This is a genomic window from Sulfurimonas sp. NW15 (genome assembly GCF_051132285.1).
Classification (GTDB): Bacteria; Campylobacterota; Campylobacteria; order Campylobacterales; family Sulfurimonadaceae; genus Sulfurimonas; species Sulfurimonas hydrogeniphila.
The window spans coordinates 755,523-781,422 of the sequence record NZ_CP093237.1; the positions used below are offsets into that span (position 1 = coordinate 755,523).

At 36.3% G+C, this 25,900-nt stretch carries 24 protein-coding genes and 2 pseudogenes; 12 read left to right on the forward strand and 14 right to left on the reverse strand.

Going from position 1 to position 25,900, the window contains the following annotated elements; translation table 11 throughout:
* Window positions 1-205: 205 nt before the first annotated feature.
* The 5 genes from pepN to MLC52_RS03905 all read left to right on the forward strand — a co-directional run bounded on the left by pepN (window position 206) and on the right by MLC52_RS03905 (window position 7,779).
* Window positions 206-2,767: an aminopeptidase N gene (pepN, locus tag MLC52_RS03885; RefSeq protein WP_434581369.1), complete on the forward strand. Its 2,562-nt coding sequence runs from the start codon at window positions 206-208 to the stop codon at window positions 2,765-2,767.
* Between the two features lie 169 nt (window positions 2,768-2,936).
* Entirely contained in the window at window positions 2,937-4,406 is a 1,470-nt protein-coding gene (locus MLC52_RS03890; protein WP_151900745.1) for an NAD(P)/FAD-dependent oxidoreductase, read from the forward strand.
* A gap of 15 nt (window positions 4,407-4,421) precedes the next feature.
* The gene (locus MLC52_RS03895; RefSeq protein ID WP_188109968.1) at window positions 4,422-4,598 is read left to right on the forward strand and encodes a hypothetical protein; all 177 of its coding nucleotides are present in this window, start codon (window positions 4,422-4,424) and stop codon (window positions 4,596-4,598) included.
* A 57-nt stretch (window positions 4,599-4,655) separates the two neighbouring features.
* Window positions 4,656-5,474, forward strand: a complete 819-nt coding sequence (locus MLC52_RS03900; RefSeq protein WP_151900744.1) for a peptide deformylase — start codon at window positions 4,656-4,658, stop codon at window positions 5,472-5,474.
* Window positions 5,475-5,484: 10 nt separating this feature from the next.
* A complete protein-coding gene (locus MLC52_RS03905; RefSeq protein ID WP_434581370.1) occupies window positions 5,485-7,779 on the forward strand; it encodes an ATP-binding protein in 2,295 nt (764 codons plus the stop codon).
* On the opposite strand, the gene MLC52_RS03910 is transcribed toward MLC52_RS03905, so the two are convergent.
* Window positions 7,776-8,528 carry a response regulator transcription factor gene (locus tag MLC52_RS03910; protein ID WP_151900742.1) on the reverse strand — a complete coding sequence of 251 codons (753 nt, stop codon included), beginning with the start codon at window positions 8,526-8,528 and terminating at the stop codon, window positions 7,776-7,778. The genes MLC52_RS03905 and MLC52_RS03910 overlap by 4 nt on opposite strands.
* 159 nt (window positions 8,529-8,687) lie before the next feature.
* Here MLC52_RS03910 and MLC52_RS03915 point away from each other — a divergent pair, with 159 nt between their 5' ends.
* Together MLC52_RS03915 and MLC52_RS03920 are read left to right on the forward strand one after the other, a co-directional pair.
* Window positions 8,688-8,948, forward strand: coding sequence for a GIY-YIG nuclease family protein (locus MLC52_RS03915; protein ID WP_151900741.1), 261 nt, complete (start codon window positions 8,688-8,690; stop codon window positions 8,946-8,948).
* Complete coding sequence (locus MLC52_RS03920) at window positions 8,938-9,144, forward strand: RNA-binding S4 domain-containing protein (protein WP_434581371.1); 207 nt, start codon at window positions 8,938-8,940, stop codon at window positions 9,142-9,144. The genes MLC52_RS03915 and MLC52_RS03920 overlap by 11 nt, the downstream gene beginning before the upstream one ends.
* A gap of 316 nt (window positions 9,145-9,460) precedes the next feature.
* On the opposite strand, the pseudogene MLC52_RS03925 reads toward MLC52_RS03920, so the two are convergent.
* The 7 genes and pseudogenes from MLC52_RS03925 to MLC52_RS03955 all read right to left on the reverse strand — a co-directional run.
* Window positions 9,461-9,628, reverse strand: a pseudogene (locus MLC52_RS03925) (IS3 family transposase); the annotation flags it as partial.
* Window positions 9,629-9,732: 104 nt separating this feature from the next.
* Window positions 9,733-10,485 carry an IS21-like element helper ATPase IstB gene (gene istB / locus MLC52_RS03930; RefSeq protein ID WP_434579771.1) on the reverse strand — a complete coding sequence of 251 codons (753 nt, stop codon included), beginning with the start codon at window positions 10,483-10,485 and terminating at the stop codon, window positions 9,733-9,735.
* A 41-nt stretch (window positions 10,486-10,526) separates the two neighbouring features.
* On the reverse strand, window positions 10,527-12,068 hold the full coding sequence (gene istA / locus MLC52_RS03935) for an IS21 family transposase (RefSeq protein WP_434579769.1): 1,542 nt from the start codon (window positions 12,066-12,068) through the stop codon (window positions 10,527-10,529).
* Window positions 12,069-12,277: 209 nt separating this feature from the next.
* A pseudogene (locus tag MLC52_RS03940) lies at window positions 12,278-13,303 on the reverse strand (IS3 family transposase); the annotation flags it as partial.
* A gap of 65 nt (window positions 13,304-13,368) precedes the next feature.
* Window positions 13,369-13,620 carry an XRE family transcriptional regulator gene (locus MLC52_RS03945; protein WP_434581372.1) on the reverse strand — a complete coding sequence of 84 codons (252 nt, stop codon included), beginning with the start codon at window positions 13,618-13,620 and terminating at the stop codon, window positions 13,369-13,371.
* A gap of 159 nt (window positions 13,621-13,779) precedes the next feature.
* A complete protein-coding gene (locus tag MLC52_RS03950) occupies window positions 13,780-13,968 on the reverse strand; it encodes a hypothetical protein (RefSeq protein WP_434581373.1) in 189 nt (62 codons plus the stop codon).
* Window positions 13,969-14,296: 328 nt separating this feature from the next.
* Window positions 14,297-15,004 (reverse strand): DUF445 domain-containing protein, encoded by a 708-nt coding sequence (locus MLC52_RS03955; RefSeq protein ID WP_434581374.1) that lies wholly within the window; start codon window positions 15,002-15,004, stop codon window positions 14,297-14,299.
* Between the two features lie 75 nt (window positions 15,005-15,079).
* Here MLC52_RS03955 and MLC52_RS03960 point away from each other — a divergent pair, with 75 nt between their 5' ends.
* On the forward strand, window positions 15,080-15,553 hold the full coding sequence (locus MLC52_RS03960) for a hypothetical protein (RefSeq protein ID WP_434581375.1): 474 nt from the start codon (window positions 15,080-15,082) through the stop codon (window positions 15,551-15,553).
* Window positions 15,554-15,682: 129 nt separating this feature from the next.
* Here MLC52_RS03960 and MLC52_RS03965 read toward each other — a convergent pair whose 3' ends face one another.
* Window positions 15,683-16,081: a rhodanese-like domain-containing protein gene (locus MLC52_RS03965; protein ID WP_434581376.1), complete on the reverse strand. Its 399-nt coding sequence runs from the start codon at window positions 16,079-16,081 to the stop codon at window positions 15,683-15,685.
* 78 nt (window positions 16,082-16,159) lie between these two features.
* Here MLC52_RS03965 and MLC52_RS03970 point away from each other — a divergent pair, with 78 nt between their 5' ends.
* Window positions 16,160-16,531, forward strand: coding sequence for a hypothetical protein (locus MLC52_RS03970; RefSeq protein ID WP_151900736.1), 372 nt, complete (start codon window positions 16,160-16,162; stop codon window positions 16,529-16,531).
* A 9-nt stretch (window positions 16,532-16,540) separates the two neighbouring features.
* Here MLC52_RS03970 and MLC52_RS03975 read toward each other — a convergent pair whose 3' ends face one another.
* Window positions 16,541-18,454 carry a methyl-accepting chemotaxis protein gene (locus tag MLC52_RS03975; protein WP_434581377.1) on the reverse strand — a complete coding sequence of 638 codons (1,914 nt, stop codon included), beginning with the start codon at window positions 18,452-18,454 and terminating at the stop codon, window positions 16,541-16,543.
* A 181-nt stretch (window positions 18,455-18,635) separates the two neighbouring features.
* Here MLC52_RS03975 and gdhA point away from each other — a divergent pair, with 181 nt between their 5' ends.
* The 3 genes from gdhA to MLC52_RS03990 all read left to right on the forward strand — a co-directional run bounded on the left by gdhA (window position 18,636) and on the right by MLC52_RS03990 (window position 22,024).
* Window positions 18,636-19,985, forward strand: a complete 1,350-nt coding sequence (gene gdhA / locus MLC52_RS03980) for an NADP-specific glutamate dehydrogenase (protein WP_434581621.1) — start codon at window positions 18,636-18,638, stop codon at window positions 19,983-19,985.
* 67 nt (window positions 19,986-20,052) lie between these two features.
* Window positions 20,053-21,837, forward strand: coding sequence for a mechanosensitive ion channel family protein (locus tag MLC52_RS03985; RefSeq protein ID WP_434581378.1), 1,785 nt, complete (start codon window positions 20,053-20,055; stop codon window positions 21,835-21,837).
* Window positions 21,830-22,024 carry a YwbE family protein gene (locus tag MLC52_RS03990; RefSeq protein ID WP_151900733.1) on the forward strand — a complete coding sequence of 65 codons (195 nt, stop codon included), beginning with the start codon at window positions 21,830-21,832 and terminating at the stop codon, window positions 22,022-22,024. Before MLC52_RS03985 ends, MLC52_RS03990 begins: the two co-directional genes overlap by 8 nt.
* Before the next feature lie 124 nt (window positions 22,025-22,148).
* On the opposite strand, the gene MLC52_RS03995 is transcribed toward MLC52_RS03990, so the two are convergent.
* The 4 genes from MLC52_RS03995 to MLC52_RS04010 are packed head-to-tail and all read right to left on the reverse strand — an operon-like array spanning window position 22,149 to window position 25,845.
* Window positions 22,149-22,655, reverse strand: coding sequence for a phosphatidylglycerophosphatase A family protein (locus MLC52_RS03995; RefSeq protein WP_434581379.1), 507 nt, complete (start codon window positions 22,653-22,655; stop codon window positions 22,149-22,151).
* Window positions 22,656-22,663: 8 nt separating this feature from the next.
* Complete coding sequence (locus MLC52_RS04000) at window positions 22,664-23,854, reverse strand: sulfate adenylyltransferase (RefSeq protein WP_151900731.1); 1,191 nt, start codon at window positions 23,852-23,854, stop codon at window positions 22,664-22,666.
* A complete protein-coding gene (locus tag MLC52_RS04005; RefSeq protein ID WP_151900730.1) occupies window positions 23,832-24,719 on the reverse strand; it encodes a response regulator in 888 nt (295 codons plus the stop codon). The genes MLC52_RS04000 and MLC52_RS04005 overlap by 23 nt, the downstream gene beginning before the upstream one ends.
* Window position 24,720: 1 nt before the next feature.
* Entirely contained in the window at window positions 24,721-25,845 is a 1,125-nt protein-coding gene (locus MLC52_RS04010; RefSeq protein WP_434581380.1) for a bifunctional 2-C-methyl-D-erythritol 4-phosphate cytidylyltransferase/2-C-methyl-D-erythritol 2,4-cyclodiphosphate synthase, read from the reverse strand.
* Window positions 25,846-25,900 lie beyond the last annotated feature (55 nt).

A 25,900-nucleotide genomic window follows, 5' to 3' on the forward strand; every position in this document is an offset into this window, starting at 1 on the left:
TTTCGGCCGTACTGTAAGAATATAATCCGTAAAGAAAGAAAAAGAGTGTGTATATGAGGATAAAAACAAGTAAGTTTTTGAAATTTATTAATTTTGAATTGAACATGTGGAATTATATTGTATAAAACTTTCTTATACTTTAAAATTAATGAATTTTCATGGAAAATTTAAGTAAAATATCAGTATTAAAAATGAAAGAGTAATAATGAATACAGAAGTAAAAACAAAATATCTAAAAGATTATAAAAAGCCCGCCTATGCAATTGAGAGTGTTGATTTGTTGTTTGAATTATTTGAAGAAGAGACACTCGTGACAAATACTATGCAGATAAAAAAAATAGATGCAAGTGTGAATGATTTAACTCTTGATGCTGTGAATCTGGAACTTTTAGAGCTTTCTTTAAATGCTTTAAAGTTGCAGGAGAGCCGTTATATTATCGAAGAGGAACACCTGACTGTTCTCAATGTTCCTGATGCGTTTGAGATAAAAATAAAAAACAAAATATATCCGCAAGACAATACAGAACTTGAAGGGCTGTATAAATCAGGCGATATTTTTTGTACCCAGAATGAGCCTGAGGGATTTAGAAGTATTACACCTTTCCTTGATCGTCCGGATATCATGAGTCTGTTTACAACGACGATTTTTGCAGACAAAAAGAAGTATCCTGTTTTACTCAGTAACGGCAATAAAATTAAATGTCATGATGATTTCAATGAACGCCATGGGGTGACCTGGCAGGATCCGCATCCAAAACCTTCGTATCTTTTTGCGCTTGTGGCAGGAAATTTGGGCAGCATAAGTGATGAATTTACAACAATACAAGGCAATAAAGTCGCATTGAATATTTACTGCGATTTGGGAAATGAGCAGAAGTGTCATCATGCCATGCACTCGCTGAAAGCCTCTATGAAATGGGATGAAGAGAAATACGGGCGTGCCTATGATTTGGATATATACAATATTGTAGCGGTTGACAGTTTTAACATGGGTGCAATGGAGAACAAGGGACTCAATATTTTTAACTCCGCCTATGTACTGGCAGATACCGATACAGCCACTGATGCCAATTTTATGGGAATAGAGTCTGTGATAGCGCATGAGTACTTTCACAACTGGACAGGAAACCGCATTACATGTAGAGACTGGTTTCAACTCACACTCAAAGAGGGACTGACAGTTTTTCGCGACCAGTGCTTTTCAGCAGATATGAATTCAGTACAGGTGCAACGCATTGAAGATGTAAAAGCACTCAGAGAAAGACAGTTTGTCGAAGATGCTTCCCCGACACGCCATCCTATTCAGCCGGAGTCTTATATATCTATGAACAATTTTTATACGGCTACGGTCTATGAAAAGGGTGCAGAAGTGATACGCATGGTTTATACACTTTTGGGTGAGAAAAACTACAGACAGGCAATGGATTTGTATTTTAAAACCTTTGACGGACAGGCGGTTACCACTGATGACTTTTTATGGGCGATGCATCAATGCGGTGATTTTGATTTGGAACTTTTTAAAAGATGGTACAAACAAAGCGGTACACCGCGTTTACATGTAAAGGATTCCTTTGAAAACGGGACATATAGCATAGTATTAACACAAAAAGTTCCAGATGATGTTGATGGGAAAAAACAAAAGCCTTATTATTACCCTTTAAAGATGGGGCTTTTAGACAGAGATGGCAATGAGATTTTGGCAGAAACTTTGATAATATCGAAAAAAAGTGAAACTTTTGTATTTGATAATTTAAAAGAAAAACCGGTACTTTCGATAAACAGGGATTTTTCTGCACCGATAATTGTAGAACAGGAAGAAAACAACTATGCTTTTTTAATGAAGTATGATACAAACAGTTTTACGCAGTATGAGGCAACACAGAATTTTGCACTCCGGACAATCAATGAAATTATAGAGTCGAATGCAATCAATAATGATTTTGTAGATGCCTATGGACATTTGCTTGATTTGGATGTCGACTTGTCTTACAAAGCACTGCTTTTGGAACTGCCGTCTGTTTCAGCAATTATGCAACTGCAAAAAGAGATTGATTTTGACGTGATATATGATGCACAGGATCAACTGTTGTTGCATATAGCGCAAAAATACAAAGAGAAGTTGTTAGATATTTATAAGCAAAATCATCTGCCTGCATCAGGAAGTTTAGCAGCAAAACATATTGCAAAACGAGCTATAAAAAACAGAGCATTGAAAATTCTCTCTATTTTGAAAAATAGTGAGGTCGCAGAGTTGGCACAAAAGCAGTATGAAGAATCACTTACGATGACTGACCGTATTGTTGCTTTGGATGTTTTGGAAAACTTACATGTATCGTATGCTGAAGTTGCACTGCAGGATTTTTATAACAGATATAAAGATGAAACACTCGTCATGAACAAATATTTTGCAATTTTGGCATCTTCGAGCCGTTATGATGTGCTCGAACGTGTTGAAAAATTACAAAGAGATAAAGTATATGATGAAAAAGTACCTAATCTTGTCCGCTCTTTAGTCGGTTCTTTCGCGCGAAACCATAAACATTTTCATGCCAAAAACGGAAGCGGGTATAAATTTCTGGCTGACAAAATCATAGAAATAGATAAAATTAATCCGCAAATAGCTTCAGGGCTCTGCGGTGCTTTTAAAGTCTGTGATAAAATGAACAAACATAATCAAGAACTGATAAAAAAAGAACTCTCGCGTGTAATTTCTACACAGGGGCTTTCAAAAAACAGTTTTGAAATTATTGATAAAATATTAAAATAAACTTAATTTATGGAGTTACTGTTTTTACAAATGCCCTGTTTTAGGCATTTTCAGACTGTTGTGTCTTTTGCTTTTAAAATTTATCTAAAAAAGAAAGAAAATCATGTGATAACATTGTGATATTATTTTGATAAAGTTACCAAGAACTTAAATTATAGAGGAAAATTATATGGCAAGATTAGTTGTATTAGGTGGTGGTGTTGCTGGTCATACAACAGCTACATTCGCTGCAAAATGGTTAGGCTCAGATCATGAAGTTGTTGTTGTCACTCCAAATGCCAAGTGGAACTGGATTCCGTCAAACATCTGGGTGGGTGTCGGCCAAATGAAAAAAGAGGATGTGACATTTGATTTAGCGCCTGTTTATGCAAAAGCCGGTATTGATTATCGTCAGGCAAAAGCGCTCTCTTTAAATCCGGAAGGTTCGCAGTCAAGTGATAAACCTTTTGTGACTATTGAGTATACAAGTGCTGACAAAGCAGGACAGACTGAAAATATAGAGTATGATTATATTGTCAATGCGACAGGACCAAAGCTGAATTTCGGAGCTACTCCGGGTTTAGGCGAAGGTAGTCAATTGGGTGAGCATACTGTTTCTGTCTGTACAGCTGACCATGCAGTCCATGCTTCAGAAAAATTAAATGAAGCCATTGAAAAAATGAAAGGCGGTACCCGTCAAAAATTCCTAATAGGAACAGGACACGGAATGTGTACATGTCAGGGGGCTGCATTTGAGTATATTTTCAATATTGAGCATGAATTAAGAAAAGCCGGTGTGCGTGACATGGCAGATATGAAATGGATTTCCAATGAATCTTTTTTAGGTGACTTCGGTATGGGCGGACTGCATATGAAAGTTGGCGGCTATGTTGTTTCTTCCAAACTGTTTGCAGAATCCCTTTTTGCCGAAAGAAATGTTGACTGGCTTATCGGTGCACATACAAGTAAAGTAGAAGCCGGAAAAGTTGAGTATGAATTGCTTGACGGTTCAACTGGTGAAGAAGAGTTTGATTTTGCAATGCTTATTCCTCCTTTTGCGGGTGTTGGTTTAAAAGCCTACAACAAAGCCGGTGAAGATATTACTGATACGGTATTTGCTCCAAACGGCTTCATGAAAGTGGATGCGGACTATACGCCAAAGCCATACGAAGAGTGGAAAGCAAGTGACTGGCCAAGAACATACCAAAATCCTACTTATAAAAATATGTTTGCTGCAGGTATTGCTTTTGCTCCGCCACATCTTATCTCTAAACCGATGAAATCACCAAACGGAACACCGATTAATCCGACGCCTCCAAGAACGGGTATGCCTTCTGGTATTATCGGAAAAGCGGTTGCACACTCTGTTTGTGATATGATTACAAAAGGCGAAAATGCCCACCTGCATGAAGCGTCAATGGCTGAAATGGGTGCTGCCTGTGTTGCAAGTGCCGGAAAAGGTTTGTTTGACGGAACTGCGGCTGCTATGACAGTCTATCCTGTTGTTCCTGATTTTGAAAAATATCCGGGAACAGGGCGTGATACAGACTATACATTTGGTGAAATAGGTCTTGCTGGACACTGGATTAAACATATTTTACACTATCTGTTTATCTATAAAGCAAAACTAAATCCAGGTTGGACATTAATTCCAGAATAAAAAAGAGGAGATATTATGAGCGAAGTAAAACATGTTGAAGAAGAGGTAAATTTTCAAAAGAATGATCAGTTTACATTAACAATGATACCGGGGGCATTTGCTAGAAAAATGCGTACGTGTGTAATCTGGCAGTTTATCAGATTTATAATAATCAATATAAAAATGATTATAGTTGTAGGTAAAAGTCATTAACAAGAAGAGTCTTGAAATTTTATTCAAGACTCTTTCGTGTATAAGGTATAAAAAATAATGGTAAGAGAGATTATAACGCATCCTACGCCCCTGAGTATAGAATACGCTGTAGACATAAGAAAATTTGATGATGAATTGTTTGCCTTGATAGAAGATCTCAAAGATACTATCAATGAAAATAATTTGGATGCTTTGAGTGCTTATCAGATAGGGAGCTACTATAACCTGATTATTGTAAAAGATGATGAAGGAAAGCTGATAGAGATGATAAACCCCCGGTTGATAAACCATAAGGGTACTGTCACGGCTACAGAATCAACGCTGTACTATCCTGGAAAAACAGCACAGATACAACGGTTTGAAACTATCAGCGTTGTTTATCAAGACAGAAACGGAAATGATAAGTCACTGCAGGCAAGTGGAGATTTTTCTGTAAGAATTCAGCGAAAAATAGACTATACCTTTGGCGCTACTTTTGTGCAAAAAATGTCCAAAGAAGAAAAAGAGAAGTTTGAAAAAAATTTAGAAAATGGTATAAATACTACAAATGCCGATTACTGTCCTACGGTCTTTTTCAGAGACAAAATTTTGAAACTCATACATGTCGTTATGTTTTTTATGCTTCTTCCGCTTGTAGCATCTTTCTTTATTGATAAGGAGCAGACGTTACAGACTTTATGGACATATCAACTTTATACGATATACGGAGTCCTTGGGTTAAACATAGTTTACTTTTTTTATGCTCAGTATGAAGGAAAACTTTATGTCGCATGCAGTAGTTGCCAATTGGGCAATATTGTCGGAACAACTGCAATATCTTTGGTGAAACTGTTTGTCATTACAGTTGCGTCATACTTTTTGTTACATGTAGGATAATGGTATAACAATGAAAGAAGGCAGCATCCATTTAAGAGCAGTAAAAGGTATATTTGTATCTTCAAAGTCAGATATATTACAGCAATGGATATCGTATGCTTCTGTAAAAGAGATCCTTCATTTACATAAGATAGATGAAAAAGAATTTATAGAAAAATATGCCAGCGGTGTATTTGACTACTTTATGGGTGTAATCGCGGGTGAGAGAGATATCGGTGACTGTCCTGTTATGCAGGAGTTTTTGGCCTATTTGAAACATCGTGAAATCAGTGCTGACGAGCTGTTTGAGATATGCAGTAATTTTCGTCGTTCTATGGTAGAGTTCACGTATGATGCGAAGATAAATTCAAAAGAGATCTTTGAAGAAATTTCTTATATTTTTGATAAAAATTTTAAAGGTATTTTAAAGTATTATACAGACAGTATTTTTCAAAAGCTTATTGACGCAAGACAGGAAGCACTGCGCGCTTCTCAGGCAAAAGAGTACTTTCTTTCCAATATGTCTCATGAAATTCGCACGCCTTTAAATGCTATTTTAGGCTTTGTAAACCTTTTGATGGATGAAGATATAAGCAATAAACATAGAAATTATTTAGATATTATATTAAGCAGCGGCGAAAACTTACTGAGTATTATCAATGATATTTTGGACTTTTCAAAACTGAGAAGCGGTGAGTTTACGATTGAACCAAAGATTTTTTCTCTGCATGAAGAGCTGAGCCATACGATGGAGCTTTTTGTAGCCAGTGCAAATTCAAAAAATATTACCATTACTTCATTTATAGATCCTCGTATTCCAAAAGAGTTGTTTGGCGATGTCCTTCGAATTCAACAGATAGTTTCAAATTTTATAAGTAATGCTATAAAATTTACACCCGACGGCGGTGTGATAAAGGTTGAAGCAAGCTGTCATGACAACCAACTGAAAATCAGTGTAACAGACAACGGAGTCGGCATAAACGAAAAAGATATGGAAAGTATATTTGTAGCATTTACACAGGCACAGTTTAGCCAAAACAACAACAAAGAGGGAACGGGTCTGGGTCTGTGTATATCACACCAGCTTGCAGAGTTAATGAATGGAAGTGTTCATGTAGAATCACAGGTGGGAGAGGGCAGTACCTTTTGGCTGGATATTCCTGTTGCAGTGCAAAATGATGAGTGTCAGGTATTTAAAGATATCAGTGATTTTCAGAAACTAAAAATGGTACTTTATGCAAAAGACAAAGTTTTGGATTTCCGACATGAATCTTTTTTGAAGTATGCTGAAATTTTTGCGATGAACATCAGTGTTGTAGAGACGCTGGACTGCGAGTTTGACATATGTATATTTGTACATGAGACATGTGACATAAACATACAAAAAGAGATTATCTACTCTGGGAAAAAATATATAGCACTTATGAGCAAAGAGTATGATACATATGAACACTATGCGCACATCAAAGCGATGAGTTTTCCTCTGTATTGTTCAAAAATTCATAAACATTTCAATGAGCTGCTCAACCCTGAATTATCATTAATTCATAATAAAAAAATATCCAATAGATTTAAGGGACATATCCTGGTTGCTGAGGACAATGAGGCAAACCAGGAATTAATGAAGATTGTCCTCAACAGATATGGCTTGACATTTGATTTGGCTCACAATGGAAAAGAAGCGGTTGCACTGTATCAAAAAAACAAATATGATTTGATTCTTATGGATGAACAGATGCCCGTTATGAACGGAACAGATGCTGTCATTAAAATTATCGAATACGAGGAAAAAAACGGTTTAAGTCATACGCCAATCTCTGCCCTGACGGCCAATGTGTTAAAGGGGAGTAAAGAGAGAGATTTACTGAACGGATTTGACACATTTTTAGGGAAGCCTCTGGTTTTAAAAGAATTGGAACGTGTTTTTATGGCATATCTGAAACTGGATTCCTACAGTGTTATACAGGAAGATAAAACAGATATATCTTCCACTGACAACCAAAAGATTACAGGGTTGGATGCGAAGAAACTGATGAAAGAGTTGATGTTGAATGAAGATGAACTTATTATGCTTTTGACACTTTTTATCAAAAAAATGAAAACGACCCTGAGTGACTTGGCAAAAGCGGTTGCTGCAAGAGATTATAAAAAAACAGCACTTCTGGCTCATAGTATTAAAGGGTCAAGTGGAAATTTCAGAATTGAAATTTTACAAAAAAATGCAACTGAAATGGAAAGAATGGCAAAACTTGAAAATGCAGACTATAATTATGAGCAAACCCTGAAAGAAATAGAAGAAAAGATTGCATCCATTAAAATAAATTAATCTTCTATATAATAGCCAATTCCTGAGGCATTTTTTATAATGTCTGTTTCAAGTTTATTCCGCAGTCTCCAAACCAGTGTTCTGACGCTGTTTTCTGTAGCACCGTGCTCGTCCCAGACATAGTTCATTGCCTGCTCAAATGATACAACCAAACCAAGTTGGGCAACAAGAAGGCGTAAAAAAGCATTTTCTTTTTTTGTAAGCTTGATTTTTTTCCCTTTGTAAAAGGTTTCGCATATACTGATGTCAAGATGGTAATCACCACCCCCGAACGGAACAATTGGTTTGTCTTGTGAACGCTTGGAATAGAGCAATTTTTCCAGATTCAGTTTATCTACTTTGAGTGAATTGATATTCTCTTTTCTCTCATTTTCCTGTTGGTATTTGAACAAAGCCATTTGAATAGTTGCATGCAGAGATCCGGGGTCAAAAGGTTTTACAATATATCCATAAGGTTCAGTAAGTTTTGCCTGGGCAATAATGTCATCATCACTGTACGAAGTGAGATAAATAAAAGGAATATCATATTTTTCTTTTATAGTTTTTGCAAGTTCGATTCCGTCATTGCTTTCTTGTAAAGAGATATCAATAATAATGACATCCGGATTGTGTGTAGCTATTTTACTTTTTGCCATAGGAGCATTATCACACATCGCCACCACACTGTATCCGTGCTTTTGTAAAGACATATTTAAGTTAAGTGATGTGATTTCATCATCTTCGACTATTATTACTTTTTGTTTTTCCATGTTCTTTTCCTATATTAAAAAAAAGTGACCAATTTGTGATAAATTAAGTCTTTATTATATTATAACTTTTTGTTATTTACAACTAAATTCATATATTTTTAAGAAATTGTTACAAAATGATACTGTAGTTATGATATAGTTTGATGAAAGGACGTATAAATGGTATATTATGTATATATTTTACAATGTAGTGATAATAGCCTGTATACAGGGATAACAACAGATTTGAAACGACGGGTTTCTGAACATAACTATTCAGAAAAAGGTGCAAAATATACTAAAATCAGAAGACCGGTAAGATTGGTATATAATGAAGAACATACAAACAGAAGCAGTGCTTCAAAGCGTGAATATGAAATAAAAAAATTATCACGGTCAGAAAAACTGAAAATTATAAAGAGGAGAGTAGATGAAATTTGAGTTAAAAGATGAGTATATAGAGTTGTATAAATTATTAAAAGTGTTAGATCTTGTAGACAGCGGCGCACAGGCAAAAATGATTGTAGCTGACGGATATGTGACCCGTAATGGAGAAGTTGAACTGCGAAAACGAGCCAAAATAAGAGCAGGCGATGTGTTGAATGTAGGTGATGATGTAACTATAGAAGTTGTTTAAACTTCTATATAGGGAAATGGTACTTCTCTAAACGGATGCAGTAGGATTGCTACCCTTGCTTACAGTATTTATAATATATGGTTAAAATTTTTTGGAAACTTGATGATTTTGAGAAATAAAAATTCAATTTAAATAGATTGAAATCAGAAATCTACAATCTAAAATTTAAATATTTTTAAGTATAATAAATTATGCAAATAAATAGTTTAGTAAATGTTCCTGGTGAATATGGCATTGGTAAAATTGTTAATATTATAATGCCCCTAAAAATCAAGACAACTTCTCCAGAAATTTAATTTCATCTTCATCTGTTACCCTATGCCACATTTTTTAGATATTCAAGATAAACATTCATTGGTTTTTGATAGTTTATACTTGAATGAAATCTTTTAAAATTATATTTGTGTATATATGCTGCTACTCCTTCTTTTAAATCTTTGATTGTTATATAATCATTTATATAGATATTGCTGTGCTTGAGAGTGCATATGACGGAGCATCCGGCCACCCAACGCGTTTTAAATCGGACACCAAGAAAGGGAATATTTTCTGTAACGCCATTTTAGCATAAAGTGTCCGAATGATTTTTTAATATTCGTCAGTTTTGATGCTCGATTTGAGTTTTCGCATCGATGGACCACTCAGTTCTATCCTATGGGAGGAGTGAACAATTCTGTCTAAAATTGCATCTGCAATGGTGTTGTTGTTGAGATAGTTATACCACTCACTTACAGGAAGCTGTGAAGTGATAATTGTAGAATTAATCTGCGTTCTGTCCTCTATGATCTCAAAGAGATTCGTTGCATCATCTTCACCCATAGGTATCACACCGAAGTCATCAAGAATCAGCAGTTTAAATCTTGAATACTTTTTAAGCAGATTAGTATAAGTGCCATCCAACCTTGCAATTTTTATCTCCTCAAGCAATGAAGGGGTTCTTACATAGTAGGCTTTGTACCCATCAAATATAGCCTTATTGGCAAACGCTTGAGCGAGATAGCTTTTCCCAGTCCCAGTTTTACCGGTAATGATGATGTTCTGTCTGGCATCGATGAAGTTGAGTGAAGATAGTGATCTGATCTGTGCTTTGTTGATCCCTCTTTGTGGTGTGTAATCTATAGCATCGAGTGCTGCTTGCTTATCTTTGATTTTTGAGAGTCTGTGATTCATGATGATGCGTTTATTGCGTAAAAATATATCCTGCGCATCAAGAAGCTGATAGAGTCTTTCACTAAACCCCATAGAATCGTAGTTGATATCCTCCATCTGTTGCAAATATGCCTCTTTAAAGCCCTTATAACCAAGTTCTGTCAGTTTGTTGATAACGGTAGTGTGATTCATTCTTTTGTCCTTGTTTTCTTTTTATTATTTGATTATTATTTCTATTTGTACTCATCTGCACCGCGGATATTGGAGTGGTTGTTAAAAAGTGCGTAGTGTGATGATGGTTGCACATTATTGGCACTCTCACTCAGATAGAGCTTTTTATCGAGTATCGATCTGATCGACTTTGTGGTTGTGGTGTTGTGCTTTGTGGCATACATCAGCGCCAACTCCAGCTCTGTATTACCATAGAGTTTTGCCAACGATAAGATGGCTACTATTTTATTATACGCCTGTGGTGGATACTCTACTGATGCAAATACATCCTCCACAAACACACTACTGAATTCACCTATATTTTTTGCCCAAGAACGCACTCTTTGCGGATTCATACTCTCGTTTACATACTGATGTTTACTTGGCATATGTTCATGCAGTGTCGAACACTCACCAACTCTTCGCAGGCGTGGATGTGTAGCGATGAGTCTGTTCTTGTGGTAGATATAGACACTTTGTGTGGAGTATCGTACCTCTACCTCCTCTTTGATATATTTGTAAGGTACAGAGTAGTTGCATTTCTCAAGGCTTATATGGTAATCCTGATGCACTTTTGCGATCTTAAACTGTTTATAGGTATAGCTGTTTGCAGGCAGTGGATTAAGATAGGGTGCATCGAGCTCATTAAAGAGCTCTGTTCTACTCTTTTGGAGATGTTTTATAATCTTATTATTGTATCTATCGAGCAACTCCGCTATAGCTTCGTTGAGCTCATCGACACTGAAAAACTTATGGTGACGAAAGCGTGCGAGAATGTAGCGTTGAATCGCTTGGACACCCTGTTCTGCTTTTGGCTTGTCTTTTGGCTTTCTTGGGCGTGCTGGATTTACTATGACGCCATAGTGACGATTGAGGTCTGCATAGCTCTCATTGACGACGATACCGTTTTTATTATTGGAGATGATGGCACTTTTGAGATTATCGGGAACTACCACTCTTGGCACTCCGCCAAAGAACCCATAGCACTTGACATGGGAGTAGATGAAGTCCTCCTGTTTTTGACTTGGGGTAGCATGAACAAAGGTGTATCCACTAGCCCCTAGTACGGCTATAAATATCTGTGCATACTCCACTTCACCGGTTCTTTGGTTGTGTATTGGCATAGTAACACCGCTGTAGTCTACAAACATCTTCTCACCCGCAAGGTGTGTCTGGCGCATGGAGGGGTTGAGTTTTTTGACGAAGCGGCGGTAGTATACGCGAAACTGGGTGTACTGATACCCATCCGGATTATCCTCTTTATACTCTTCCCACAACAGATAGAGGGTCACTTTGGTTTTTTTGCGCAGTTTGAGCTCTTGGTGGATATAGTTGAAGTTTGGCATCGCTTTGCGTGAGACAACGACACTGGCTACATCGGGGAAAAACTGTAGTTTGAGTGCATCATCATCTAAAACATCAATCTGCTCTATTGACAATCCAAGCTCTTTAAACCGTTTGATATAATCTGCAACGGTACTTTTGGCTACTCCTGTAGCGTCATGTATCTTTCTGATTGACAAGCCCATACTATGGTACTTTACAATATCACGAACTGATCTCATAGATATAATCCTCATTTTCAACACCCTTGTAAATAAATTTACAAAGAGTGTATTTGAATTTAGAAAATATCTCTTTCTTAAACGAATCTGTGTTGACGCTTTTTTAGTAAAAGTGTCCGAATCATTTCCGTCATCACTGTCCGATTTAAAACCGTCACGGGTGTCCGAACTAAAACGTTATGGGTGTCCGATTAGGTGCGTTTTTTGCACTTGAGAGTTCTGAAGAATCTCTCAATTACGATATTATCGATACTTCTGCCTCTGCCATTCATTGATATTTGGATATCATGTTTTTTGAGTAATTGGGTGTGCTCATAACTTGTATACTGGCTCCCCTGATCAGAGTTAAATATCTTAGGCTTAGGATACTTTGCAAGTGCCTCTTGAAGTACATCTGTGGCAAGTGTTGCATCCATACTGTTAGAGATTTTATATGCAAGCACAGCTTTACTGTGCCAGTCGATAATAGCAGCAAGATACATAAACCCACCATTGATGCGAATATAGGTAATATCTCCACTCCACACTTCATTTGGTGTTGAGACATACACTGTTTTTTTCTTGCCGTTTTGAGTCCAGTACTGCTTGAGCAAATATTCATATACTTGATGTTGGGGATGTTTGATACTTGTGACTCTTTTCTTTGTTGGATATATCGCTTGTATCCCTAAAATCCCCATATATTTGAGCACTCTATTTCTTCCAATATTGTAGCCATCCTCTTTGAGTTGTTCATAGATGAGTCGATACCCATATTCTGAATTATCAGTAGCGATTTCATCGATTTTATGGAGTATTTTTATATTCTCTGCACTTATAGGCACGGGGTTATAGTAAAAACTACTTCTACTGACACCAATAAGTTCACACTGCTCTGATATTGAAAGTTGTTTATGCCTGGACTCTATCAGAGCTCTTTTTTCAATCAAGTCCAAGCTCTTTAACTTTCCCACTGCCCACTCCGCCTTTACAGTTGCCTTGCCGAGTGCTTTAGCCAACTGCTCATTTTCAGATTTAAGCTCTTCTATCTCATCTTTATAGGCTTTGGTAGCTCCGCCAACATCAAATGCTAAAGAAGCATTTTCTAAAAACTGCTGTTTCCATTTCCCTAATGATTGTGATGTTACCCCATACTTCGAGGCTAATTGACTTGTTGTCATCTCCTCTTTTAGCATCTCTAAGACTATTTTTGTTTTTTGTTCAGCTGTGTAAGTTTGACCTTTTTTTCTACTCATAATTTCATCTCCATAATTCTTATTATTTTAACTTTTTTGAAAATAAATCTTACTGAATTGTTGTCTTAGATTTTAGGGGCATTATATTCATCAAAAAAATCTTTAATGGAACAATTTAAATATTCAGAAATTAAAAATAATTGTTTTAAATTAAAATGTTTGTTATTGGAATTATTCTCTAATTGGGAATAAAATGAGTCTGTGTCATAATTTAATGCATTATAAGCAATATCGAGTTGTGTTTTATTATATTTTAGTCTTGTATTTTTTACATTTTTTGCTACATTCTGATAAAATATATCTACTTTGTTGTCCATTTGTATCCTTTGTATAGTAAATTATACATATGAATACAAACCTTTTCAGTTTACCTATAGGTAAATAAAGGAATAGTATATCAATTTTAAAAATTAATTTATTTTCTTTTAGCATCATCATAAAGTTTAATAATATGACGAGTTAAGAGTTTTATTTTTTTAATGATGTTCTATTTGATTCCACTTTATATATAAGCCTTTCCATTCTCCTTTTCTCCAAAAGCAATCAGATTTTATTTTTTTAAGTTTTTTTTCAATTTTAAGTTTGGATTTTTCTTCATTAGGATTAATATTTCTTATAATAATATTCATTAACATACCCATTGAATATATTCCTATATCGTGCATTAAGCAACTATCAATTGATGATAAACCCCAATCATTTTTAAATACTTTTTTTACTGCATGCCAATAAATATATATAATTTTTAATATACTTTCAAAATCACTTTTTTTCCTTCTAAATCAATATATGGATAGTATCTCATATAAAATTTTTTGAGACACCAAAAAGCAGAAGTATTGTTTATTGTTGAAAATTTCATGTAGTATAAAGAAATAAATAGTTGTTTAAGTTTAACAGTCTTTTTCAAAGATAAGCAGGTTTCTTACCATTTGTTGTAAAAAAATGTTGTAAAATTTTAAAAATAGAAACCTTAAAGCCCTAAAATAAGGGCTATAGTAAGAATGAAGAGATTAATCCAATGACTCCTCCAAACACACCACCCCATACAACCAGCCAGTCAAGGTGCTCATGTATCATTTTTTGTACGATTTCTTTGACCATTTGAGGCGTCAGTTCACTCAGTCTTGCATCTACAACCCGTTCGATTGATTGTATCATATCGTCATTTAAGGATGAATGGGTAAGGTGGTGTTGCAGGGTGTCATTAAATGCTTTGGATGTGACTATTTTTATGACTGCTGATTTGAGTTTGTTTGTAAAAGGTTCTTTTAGAGTGCTCAAGGCTTTTTCTCCGCCGAACATCCCTAACATGCCGCCAAAGGAGGACTCCATTACTGTTTTGCTTAAAGCATCAAAAGCAGGTGTAAAATCTGTCTCTTCTATGATAGGTATAAGGTTTATCTTTCTTTCTTCATTGGCAAAAAACTTTTCCAGTTGTTCTTTTGTGAAAAATTCATTCATGATAAGATTTTTTATAGCACTTTTAAATGCTTCAAATCTCTCTACGATAACACCGGAACCATACAAAAAAGGTACTTTTTCAAAGAGCATGTGAATTGCCAACTGATTTGTCAAGGCACCAGAGAGTGCAAACAGACCTGCATATAATAAAGCTTCTTTGTATAAAGGCGCTATAAAAGATATTCCAACAAGAAACAGCGCAGTGAGGTTTGTGATAAAACTTTTATGTAATTTCATACTATTGCTCCTTTTTAAATGTGAAATTATATACTAAAAGTGTATGATTATAAAAAATATTACATGGATGAGGGTATGAAACAAAAAACATATGAACTTTTTAAAAATGAAAGTCTAGATACGATAGTAAATGAAATTGAAAAAGAGCTCAAAACAAGAAATGAGTCACCATTTTGGAGTGATAAAGTGGCTCCCTTTTCACGTGCAATTTTATCGGTACTGATTCCTTTGCGGGACAATGACCTGTTGTTTACACCGGAAGGAGAGTATATAGAGACGTTGACTCCCGAAATTTTTCTTCGATGGAGTGATTTTTTGAGTTTGAAAACACTGGCTTTTACCCTTGCACACTCTAATGAGGCAAATAAATTAGTACGGACAAAACTTGAAGAGGAGAAATGTGGGCAGTACACACCGATAGACTTGAGTGAGTTAGGGACATATTTAAGCAGGTATACGGTGAACTTGGAAAATGAAAGTCTGGACTTTCCAATAGCCAATTATAATCTGCACCAAGGGGTCAGTAATGTTATAAAATCATTACTCTGATTCGGATTTAGTAAAAAATAAGATAAAGAGCACCCCAGAGAAGAAAAATCAGCAATCCAAGCACTCCGAATGTTATCACAATTCGGAGTGTCAGAAAAAGAAGAAATTTTAAAACTGTTTTTAATCGACTCATTGCCTGTAGGATACTGTTTTGAGATGTAACCCTTTGGTTGCATACTCCATTCCACCCTTGAGGTTGATTACTTTATACCCAAACTCTTTTGCAAGCCACGGCGCGACTATGGAAGTTCTGCTGCCTGTATGGCAGATAAGGGCGAAAGGTTTTGTGGTGTCAACTTTTTTATGTAATTCATTTAAAAATTTTCTTACATCATAGTTCCCTTTTGCATCCCAAAACATGATAGGAATGGCACCTTTTAAAAGACCGGTCTCTTTCCATTCTCCCGGTGTTCTGATATCTACGATAGGAATATTTTGCTTGAGTAATTCTTGTGAAATATATTCATTTTTTACTTCTGCTGCTAAGGACAGAGCAAAGAGCATCAGCAGTAAAATTGCTTTTTTCATGGTATTTTCTCCAAATATTGTTCGAGTTCTTAGAAATCTCTTGTATAATTATACTCATAAATAAATAATAGGCTTACAATGGCAGCATCAAAAAAAGCAATCGAGAATGCAAACAGGCTTCGGTATATCCGAGCACTGGAAAGATTTAAAAAAAGTATTTTGTCCTACTTGCTAAACAGCGATGCCCTGGACCATGAAAAGTACAATAAAAAGATTGACAATGCGCTGAAACTGCTCAATCGGGTGGAAGAGGTGCAACTGTACAAGGGTGAACTGCAGGATCTGCAACAGCTCGTAAAAAAAATGATAGGCTATAAAGATTCTGATGAAGATATTGATAATATTAAAGAAGAACTGCTTTACAGTATAAACCAGTTGGAGAAAAGTAAAAATGCCAAACGGTATAAAAAAGACAAGCACTCTCACTCCAAATATGAGGAGTGGGAGTAAACAAAGAGCTTATTCTTCTCTTTGTGTTTGACTCAGCATAGTGTCAAGAAGTATAAAGAGTTCTTCTGATGCTTTTTCCATATCTTCGAAGTTGTGTAAAATATCCTGAGCATGTTCCAATACCTCTTCTTGCGCGTTTGTTTTATCAAGGAATGCAAGATTCTTGTTTGCATTTTCATGGACAATATTATGAGGTTGTGCTATTTGCGGATAAGCCGAAGTATTGCTAAATCGTTCTTTTCCTTCATGATCATACCATTGTCCAAGATTACATTCATGAGAAGAGACTGCTTTGAGTACTTTTTTCAAAGAAATCAAAGAGTTATATGCTCGTGATTTATATAAAATATGATCTATTTTTGCCAGTACAATAAATATACTGTTTTCCATATAGTATGACTGGTCTACAATTTTTGTTGAGGAGTCACTCAGTTCAATGAGTGTCGTTTCAAACTCTTCTATTTTAGCGGTAGAGGCATCTACTGTCTCTTTCATCAGTTCAGAACTTGTCTGAATTTCGCTCATACCCTGCTGGAGTGATTTTATAGAGATTGAAATTTCACTTGTAGCCTTGTGCGTACGTTCTGCAAGTTTTCTGACTTCATCTGCTACAACTGCGAATCCTCGACCATGTTCACCTGCACGGGCTGCTTCTATGGCAGCATTAAGAGCTAAAAGATTTGTCTGATCGGCAATATCGGTAATAAGCTCGATGACTGATGTAATATTATTTGTTTGTGAAGCAAGTTCGTCTATATTTGAATGGTTTGTACCTACCTGTTCATTGAGTTCATGCAGTCCATTGACAACAGTGTTGATATTTGCCCGAGAGTCATTTGCAAGTTTTGCAGCAGAATCTGTAGCATGTGTTACTTCTTTGATTTTTTCTATATTTGTTTTTAAATCAGATTGAATAACAGTAAGAGATTCGGACACATTGACGCTTTTTACACTCAGTTTTGAGTTAAAAGAGTCTCTTTGTGCTTTTTGATACTGTTCACGCATAAAATCTATACTTTTACTGACATTTCTGATAGCAACCAGGAACTCTCCGTGCATTCCTTCAGTAGAGATAGGTTTGGAAAAGTCACCCTGGGAGGCATTCGTTATAGCAGTATTTACTTCATGAATCATATTTTCAGTGTGTTCTATAAGGATTTTGAGTGCTTTGCCCATAGCATCAAGTTCGGTGTCTCCCTGTGTTCTGATTTCATTCTTTTTGCTGAAATCACCATTGGAAGCAGTCTCTATCAGACATCTGAATCTGTTGATACCTGAAACTATGGAAGTTCTGATTTTTGTAGTGAGCAAAAATAATATAATGATAATAAGGAGACTTGAACCAAGTACAAATAATTTGTAAAATGTTATGGCGCTTCTCATGGCCTTCATATCTTTTATAAATTGTTCTTTTTTATTTTTTACAAATGTTTTGAAATATTTTCGCGACTCCATAGCCAAAGGCGAGAGTTTTTGATGATAAACGTGGTAAATGCCTTCTTTGTTGTTTTTAATATCATCAGTGCTTAAAGAATCTATATATTTGTAGGCTTCATTGATAAATTTCAGTGTTGAATATTTTGCCTTTTTCAGAAGTTCTGCATTGGAACCGTTTTTGGAAACTTTTTCAAGTTTTTTGAAATTTTCTGCAATTGCACTGATATTTTCTCTGAGCTCTCTTTTGTCTTTTTCAATATCACCGCCAAGCATAACATCTCTGTCATTTCTGCTGATATAGTTCATTCTTTTTTCTATATCATAGATAGTCAGAGATGTGTCAATGGAACTCTCTTTTATCTCATTGAACTCTTTTTCTATGCTGTTAAGCGCATAATATGTAAATCCGGCTGCACCGACGAGAGATACAACAATAACTATTGTTAATAGCCACATCAGTTCTTTTATGCTTTTGTTTCTAAACATGAATATGTTCCTTATAAGTAAATCACAAGATTGTCACATAATAATATGTTATATATTATGACTGACTTAAAGCAAGGACTTTTATGATAAATTTGTGACTTTTTTCAATAGTTTTTACTTTTTTTCCAGCTTGTGCTACAATTCCTTCACAATAGTAGTTTATAAAGGATTCTTTTTGTCGATAGCAGAGAAAGAAATTAAAAAATTTGAGCATGGTAACTGTGCTGAAAACAATGTATTTTACCAGGCGATGGAGGAGGTGATTTACTCGATTGCCCCGTTGCTTGAGTCTGATGAGAGATACAGCAGATTCGGAATTTTAGACAGATTGGTCGTTCCTGACAGGATTATAAAGTTTAAAGTGACCTGGCTGGATGACAATAATCAAATACAGGTAAATACAGGATACAGAGTACAGTTTAACAACGCACTCGGACCCTATAAAGGAGGACTCCGTTTTCATCCGAGTGTGAATGAAGGGATTTTGAAGTTTTTGGGTTTTGAGCAGATTTTGAAAAACTCACTGACGGGTTTACCTATAGGTGGTGCCAAAGGGGGGAGTGATTTTGATCCAAAAGGAAAAAGTGACTTTGAAGTTATGAAGTTTTGTACAGCCTTTATGACAGAGTTGCATAAATATATCGGGCCGCGCATAGATGTCCCTGCCGGTGACATTGGAGTCGGTGCCCGGGAAATCGGCTATCTCTTTGGAGAGTATAAAAAGATTACATCTTCATACGAAGGTGCTTTGACCGGAAAACCCTATTTTTTCGGAGGTTCTTTAATGCGTCCCGAAGCAACAGGCTACGGGGTGGTCTATTTTACACAGAGTATGCTTGAAATTGAAAACAAAGAGCCGCTTGAGGGAAAAATATGCACAGTCAGCGGTGCTGGAAATGTTGCTTTACATGTAATCGAAAAGCTGCAGGAGATTGGTGCTGTTGTAGTGACATGTTCGGATTCTCACGGGACAGTGTATGATCCAAGAGGGATTGACCTGGCTCTGGTAAAAGAGTTAAAACTGAATCGAAGCAATTCTTTGGAAATGTATGTACAGACACATACAGAGGCAAAATATACGCCTGTATCAGAGTACCCTGAAGGGGAGCATGCTGTTTGGAATATTCCGTGTTATGCGGCCTTTCCGTGCGCTACGCAAAACGAACTCTTTGAAGCGGATGCACAAAACCTTATAGAAAACGGCTGTGTGAGTGTTTCTGAGGGTGCGAATATGCCATCGACTCCAAATGCTATTGCTTTGCTGCAATCGCATAAAGTATGCTTTGCACCGGCTAAAGCTGCCAATGCAGGGGGTGTGGCTGTGAGTGAATTTGAGATGAGTCAAAATGCTTCTATGAGTAAATGGAGTTATGAAAAGGTAGATTTTAAATTAAAAGAGACGATGCAGATGATCTGTAAACGGGTGGCGCTTACGGCAAAAGACTATGGAGTAGAGGGGAATTATGTTGATGGTGCAAATATTGCAGGATTTAAAAAAGTAGCTGATGCTATGATAGCTGAAGGTATATAATAAAGGATTTCCCATTAAAAAAGTTCAATTAATTTTACTGACTTTTGTTTTTATATTTGCCGGGACATTGAGTGCAAAGGTAAAATACTCAGAGTTTATAGATGCACAGTTACAGCTGGTGTATCAGATGAATGATGCAAATCTCTCCCAGGAGCAGATAGAAAATTTACTGCAAAAACAGGAGTACATGTATGATCAGGAACTCAATACTATCATCTCAAACAAACAGCAGTATATTGAGAATGTGCAGGATTTCAGCAAGGAAATATTTTCACTGAAAAAAATCATTGCGATTAACAGACGGCTGGGTAACGGATATGCCGTAATCAGAGATGAGGCACAATTGAAGTCGTATGAAATTGTCAAAAATCAGAACATATTGATTAAAAATGTACTTTTGTCGTTGGATGTACCGAATATTCAGGATTTTGAAGAAAAATTAAATGTTTATACGGCACAGAATCAAGAAGCCCTGAGTAAAATTACAGCAAAAGACTATAAACATATTTTGGCACTCAAAGATCCTTCTCCCATCTTAAAAGCGGCAAAAAAAAATATAGAGGAATACTATGCGCTGCAGGAGATAAACAGTGATTTTATAGCCTTTTTATACAAAGCAGAGAATAAACTCTACCGACTGAACAAATATGTCAAATACCATATAATCAAGCCTGTTGTTTTTATTAACTCCTTTACGGTGGTGAAAGCTGTAGATGGGTTTTTAGAGTCGTACGGACTGAGTGTTGTGAAGCTTATTATTATCTTTTTGCTGATTTTGGTAATTTATGTTTTAAGAAAAGTTTTTTATATCGCATTGCAAAAACTGTTTCTTCAAATAGACTTTTTAAGCAGATACTCTGAACAGATTCTTGAGAAACTGCGTAAAAGTATAGAGATCCTCATCCTGATTATTAATGTAAACATGGTTATATATGTTTACAATAATTTCAGCTCCATAGAGGAAGTAAGTCGTATATTTAACATGATATACGGCTTTTATTTTACATATATTATTTATATTATTGTCAATACGGCAGCCATTATCAAGCTCAATACTTTTGAAAAAGAAAAATCAAATATAAAAAGCGAACTGATTAATGTCGGATTGAAAATTATCAATTTCTTTATTGTCATTATCGGTTTGCTGATTGTTCTGTATTTTGCCGGTGTTGACTTGACCGCTGTACTTTCTGGTCTTGGAATTGGTGGTTTTGCGGTTGCTTTTGCAGCAAAAGATACAATTTCAAACTTTTTTGGAACACTCTCTGTCCTTTTCAGCGATGTATTTTCACAAGGCGACTGGATAGAAGTTGACGGCAAAGAGGGTGTTGTTGTTGAAATCGGTTTGCGTGTGACAACACTAAGAACCTTTGATAATGCTCTTATTGCCATTCCAAACGGCACCTTTGCATCCAAAGATATAAAAAACTGGAACAAAAGAAAACTTGGACGCAGAATAAAGATGAAACTGGGTGTAAAATATGACTCCAAACAGGAAGATATTAAAAATGCCATCAAAGAAATCAGAGAAATGCTGCAAAATCATCCGAAAATTGCAACAAAAAATACAAAATATGAGCATGAGATTGAGTATGGACATATAGCAAAACTTGTTTCTAAAGATGATCTTGAAGGTGTCAAAAAGACACTGCTTGTGTATCTTGACGAGTTTGCAGATTCAAGCATTAACATACTTGTATACTGTTTTTCAAAATCAGTGGAGTGGGAAGAGTGGCTGAAGACGAAGCAGGATGTTATGGAAAAAATAATGATAATTTTTGAAAGAAACTCTTTAGAATTTGCCTTTCCGTCTCTCTCAATTTATAATGAAACAAAGGATGAACATGAATAAGGGTACGAAAAGAGCAGATATCAAACAGGGTGCTTCTGTTGCCATCGTTTTAAAGCAGGATCAGGAAAGCGGCTATTTAACAGACGGGATTGTCAGAGATATTCTTACAAAATCTGCAACACACCCTCACGGTATTAAAGTCCGTTTGATGAGTGGCGAAGTAGGACGGGTAAAGGAGATATATTGATTTTTCGCAACACGGACTTTAGTCCGGGCTGAGAGTGGCAAGACTATTGTAACAGCCGGCACTGAAGTACCGGTTCCGAGAAAGTATTGATTTGCTTAACTTAATGGCATTGACGGGGGATGTTTTATATCATTTTACTGATGTAGAGCCATCCCTGCCAAAGCGCAGCTGAGGAGATTCCGGCCGCAAAACCTGCAATAATATCATCTCCCATCACACCGACGCCGCCTTTTGCTTCACGGTCTATTCTCCCTATAATAGAGGGTTTTGTTATATCAAAATATCGAAAAAGAACAAAAGAGAGAAGTGCCTGCACCAAAAACCCATTTTGAAGATCCATTATCTCAGTGCTTGCAACACCGACAGCGGGTGCAACACTGAGTGCAAACCACATCCCGGCAAGTTCATCTATCACTATTCTTTGGTCATCATGATTGCCTGTTTCATCTTCATATTTGTTAATAACTTTAATGGCTATAATCGAAATAAGCAGTGCCGCCAAAAAAAGTGTAGTTGCATCAAAGTAGACAAGTATTGCCATACCAAGCGGCAGTGAAGCCAGTGTTCCCATAGTCCCGGGAGCTTTAGGAGAGAGTCCGCTGTAGCCTAAAGTGAGAAAAAACCAGTTCATTGTTTTCCTTATGTCAGTGATGTTGTTTGATAGAGTTTCATCAACTCAAGATAAAAATCTTTTTCTGTATGTTCTTCAAGCAAACCTTTTACCGGAAAAGTGTCATAATAGAGTTTTTCAAGATTTTTAAACCTGTTCGGAAAGAGTTTAGAAAGTAAAAATGATGAAATTTCTTTCCGTATAAGAACAGCAGGAGGTAAAAGTCCTGCCTCCAAAAGTGCCAAAATTGAGTCCGCATGGTAAGAGATCTGATGATGCTGTCCGTGAGGACAGGTATTTTTGCTCACAAGCGTTTTGCACTCATCACAGTACACATACTCACTTGCAACGGTAATCTCGATATCTATGCCTGTAACTTTGTCTATGATCGATTTGTTTGAATTACAGTCATAAAACATGCCCAAACCGGCATGATTACGGCCAATGGTCAGTCTGTCGCAGCCATAGTTTTTTGCGACAATTGCATCGACAATAATTTCATTGTAGCCTGCAAAGATATAGCTGTTTTCAAGAGGAATAATAATTACCCGGTTTTTAGGAAGAAAATTATTGATAAAATACTCTAATGCTTCTTTTCGTACTTCATACTTTAAATTTGCATTGTCATAAGGTTTGAGTAAAAATATAACAAGCAGATCGGTACTTTCAAGTGTTTGGCGAATCAGCCTTTCATGGGCACGGTGAAGCGGGTTGACTCCCATCATCAAAGAGGAGGTGTGTTTTGCCCCTATGAGTTCTTTTGCTTTTTGGATTTTTATTTTGTTTTTGTGTTTTGTTTTACTGAGAATGGTATAGTTGCCGCTAAGTGCCCAGGTGCCTATTCTTTTAATGGTGGCCATGACACCCGGATGGGTGAGGTCATCAGTGCCGTAGATATGCTTTACCCGTTCCTTCGGATTAATTTGAAAAGTTTCTTCGACACACAGCACAGCAAACTCTTTACCATTGCAGATAATAGTAACTTCTTCGCCCGGCTCCAAGGTAGGAATGATTTTTTCATTCTTTTTGCCCGAAGGAGCCAATATAAAAGGGAAGGGAAAAGACTGACCGTTTACAAGACCGGTTTGCAGGACTTCCTTGGATTCCTGTTCATTCATAAGTTTTGTTACAGGGGCCAAAAGGCCTTCTGTAACGAGTTCAAGAACAGAAGCAGCCTCTTTGTCTATATAAATTGTTTTATTTTTTCTTGATGATGTCATATTTTTTTCTTTTTTCCCATAAACTCTTGCGGCTTATCCCAAGTTTTTTTGACAATTCTGTATCCGGATATTTGTCTTGATAGTTTAAAACAATAAATTTGACATAATCTTCTATTGGCAGGATTTCTCCTTTGTCAAAAACATTGCTGTCGCTTTTTATCTCTATAACAGGGTAGGCGACTTCCTCAATTTTATCGCTGCTGGCGATAATGGCTTTTTTCCCCTGTATCAGGTCACAAAAACGTTTTTTATCACTTTTTTTGAGTGCCTGATAATCAATGATATATATAATTGAATTTTGTGGCAGCGAAGCTATCTCATTTAATGCTTTTGAATCACTTAATGATAAAAAATGTATGGGAAGATTTTTCTTTTGGGCATATTCAAAGGCGAATGCATCCGCATATTTTTGAAAATTGGATGATACGAAAAGCGGCAACTCAATTTCATCCAAATTCTGTTCATGTTTTGTATTGGAAAATGTGTGTGCAAGATATTTTTCATAGGCTTCAGTGCGTTTTTTGAGTTTTTCATAATCCTGATAATGGTCAATTTTCCGTACAAGCTCTTCAATCATGAAAGGTTTGAGGATATAGTCCTTTGCCCCGGCACTCAGTGGTTTTGAAACCGTGTCATTGCTAATGTAGGAAACCATTAAAATAACGATAGAGTTCTTAAATGTTTCTATAAGCGGGTTAAAATCCTGTCCGTTGATGTTTGTCGAGAGTAAAACAACATCATAGTTGTTGCTCCCGATGGCATCTCTGGTGGATGTACACATTTCACATGTGTGACCAAGTTCACCTAGTTTTGTTGCAATACTCTGGGCTAAATACACTTCATTTTCTATAATTAATATCTTCATGTTATCCTATTATCTTCCAGTTAAAATATTTTAAATTTGCATTGGCAATGACTCCAACACCTTCACTTCTGCCTATAAAACCAAGTTTTTCTGTGGTTGTTGCTTTGACATTGACTCTTGCTTTGTCGATTTTGAGTATTTCTGCAATAGTTTTTCTCATTGCATCTTTATAGTTTGCAAGTCTTGGTTTTTGTGCGGCTATTGTAATGTCTGCATTGACAATTTCAAAACCGTAGTTATAGATTTTTGTCACGACTGTCTGTAACAGTTCTTTTGAATCTATACCTTTGTAGGCACTGTTGTTGTCCGGAAAAAGCATGCCTATATCACCCATGCCTGCAGCCCCTAAAAGGGCGTCTATAAGTGCGTGCAGAGCAACGTCTCCGTCACTGTGGGCTTTAAATCCGTAATCAGCATCTATCTCTACACCACCAAGAAACATTTTTCCTTTTTCGTCAAAAGCATGGACATCAAAACCGTTGCCGCTTAAAATGTCACTTGATGGTGCTTCGAGGCATGGAAGCCTGTTTAAATCATGGGTAAAAGTTATCTTGCAGGCATCTTCATCCCCTGCAACAAAGGTGCGGGTTCCTCCGTAGGCAACAATGGCACTGCTCTCATCTGTAAATTCAGTAGGTGTCTGCAGGGCTTTTTGAAGTATTTTAGTGCGGGAGAGTTGGGGTGTTTGGATTTTTTTGACTTTGTCTCTGTCTATTGTCGTATTTTCATATACTATGGTGTCTGTTACGGGTAAAAAAGGAACGATACAGTCAGCTTCTTCTTTTTGCGCAAGTATTCTTTGAAGCAAATCTTCGCTGATACAGGCTCTTGCTATATCACTGACAAGAACATATTCACTCTTTACATGTAGTAAGGCATTTTGCAAAGAGTCTTGTCTGGAACTGCCTCCTTTTACAAAAGAGTAATCGGCATAGTTTTGCATAAAGGCAATATCTTCTTCGGATGAAACAATAATAATTTTTGAAAAAAGCCCGCTGTGAGCAAACCTGTCTGCTACAAACTGCCATAAAGGTTTGTGCTGTATCCGCAACCACTGTTTTTTTACAGAGGTGTCAAAGCGACTAGAACTACCGGCTGACAATAGTACAAGCGTTAAATCAGACAAATAGTCTCCTACATATATAAAAGTGTTACGAAATTATACACATAGAAAGCTTTTT

What these genes read in the sequence shown, in the direction of transcription:
- MLC52_RS03900 (WP_151900744.1), top strand. Translation starts at nt 4,656, where the DNA reads ATGGTAAGAGAGATTATAACGCATCCTACGCCCCTGAGTATAGAATAC.
- MLC52_RS03965 (WP_434581376.1), bottom strand. Translation starts at nt 16,081, where the DNA reads ATGAAAAAAGCAATTTTACTGCTGATGCTCTTTGCTCTGTCCTTAGCA.
- MLC52_RS04005 (WP_151900730.1), bottom strand. Translation starts at nt 24,719, where the DNA reads ATGAAGATATTAATTATAGAAAATGAAGTGTATTTAGCCCAGAGTATT.
- MLC52_RS04000 (WP_151900731.1), bottom strand. Translation starts at nt 23,854, where the DNA reads ATGACATCATCAAGAAAAAATAAAACAATTTATATAGACAAAGAGGCT.
- MLC52_RS03975 (WP_434581377.1), bottom strand. Translation starts at nt 18,454, where the DNA reads ATGTTTAGAAACAAAAGCATAAAAGAACTGATGTGGCTATTAACAATA.
- MLC52_RS03960 (WP_434581375.1), top strand. Translation starts at nt 15,080, where the DNA reads ATGAAACAAAAAACATATGAACTTTTTAAAAATGAAAGTCTAGATACG.
- MLC52_RS03995 (WP_434581379.1), bottom strand. Translation starts at nt 22,655, where the DNA reads ATGAACTGGTTTTTTCTCACTTTAGGCTACAGCGGACTCTCTCCTAAA.
- MLC52_RS03955 (WP_434581374.1), bottom strand. Translation starts at nt 15,004, where the DNA reads ATGAAATTACATAAAAGTTTTATCACAAACCTCACTGCGCTGTTTCTT.
- MLC52_RS03905 (WP_434581370.1), top strand. Translation starts at nt 5,485, where the DNA reads ATGAAAGAAGGCAGCATCCATTTAAGAGCAGTAAAAGGTATATTTGTA.
- MLC52_RS03895 (WP_188109968.1), top strand. Translation starts at nt 4,422, where the DNA reads ATGAGCGAAGTAAAACATGTTGAAGAAGAGGTAAATTTTCAAAAGAAT.
- MLC52_RS03945 (WP_434581372.1), bottom strand. Translation starts at nt 13,620, where the DNA reads ATGGACAACAAAGTAGATATATTTTATCAGAATGTAGCAAAAAATGTA.
- MLC52_RS03890 (WP_151900745.1), top strand. Translation starts at nt 2,937, where the DNA reads ATGGCAAGATTAGTTGTATTAGGTGGTGGTGTTGCTGGTCATACAACA.
- pepN (WP_434581369.1), top strand. Translation starts at nt 206, where the DNA reads ATGAATACAGAAGTAAAAACAAAATATCTAAAAGATTATAAAAAGCCC.
- MLC52_RS03920 (WP_434581371.1), top strand. Translation starts at nt 8,938, where the DNA reads ATGAAATTTGAGTTAAAAGATGAGTATATAGAGTTGTATAAATTATTA.
- MLC52_RS03970 (WP_151900736.1), top strand. Translation starts at nt 16,160, where the DNA reads ATGGCAGCATCAAAAAAAGCAATCGAGAATGCAAACAGGCTTCGGTAT.
- MLC52_RS03915 (WP_151900741.1), top strand. Translation starts at nt 8,688, where the DNA reads ATGGTATATTATGTATATATTTTACAATGTAGTGATAATAGCCTGTAT.
- istA (WP_434579769.1), bottom strand. Translation starts at nt 12,068, where the DNA reads ATGAGATCAGTTCGTGATATTGTAAAGTACCATAGTATGGGCTTGTCA.
- istB (WP_434579771.1), bottom strand. Translation starts at nt 10,485, where the DNA reads ATGAATCACACTACCGTTATCAACAAACTGACAGAACTTGGTTATAAG.
- MLC52_RS03910 (WP_151900742.1), bottom strand. Translation starts at nt 8,528, where the DNA reads ATGGAAAAACAAAAAGTAATAATAGTCGAAGATGATGAAATCACATCA.
- MLC52_RS03950 (WP_434581373.1), bottom strand. Translation starts at nt 13,968, where the DNA reads ATGCACGATATAGGAATATATTCAATGGGTATGTTAATGAATATTATT.
- MLC52_RS03990 (WP_151900733.1), top strand. Translation starts at nt 21,830, where the DNA reads ATGAATAAGGGTACGAAAAGAGCAGATATCAAACAGGGTGCTTCTGTT.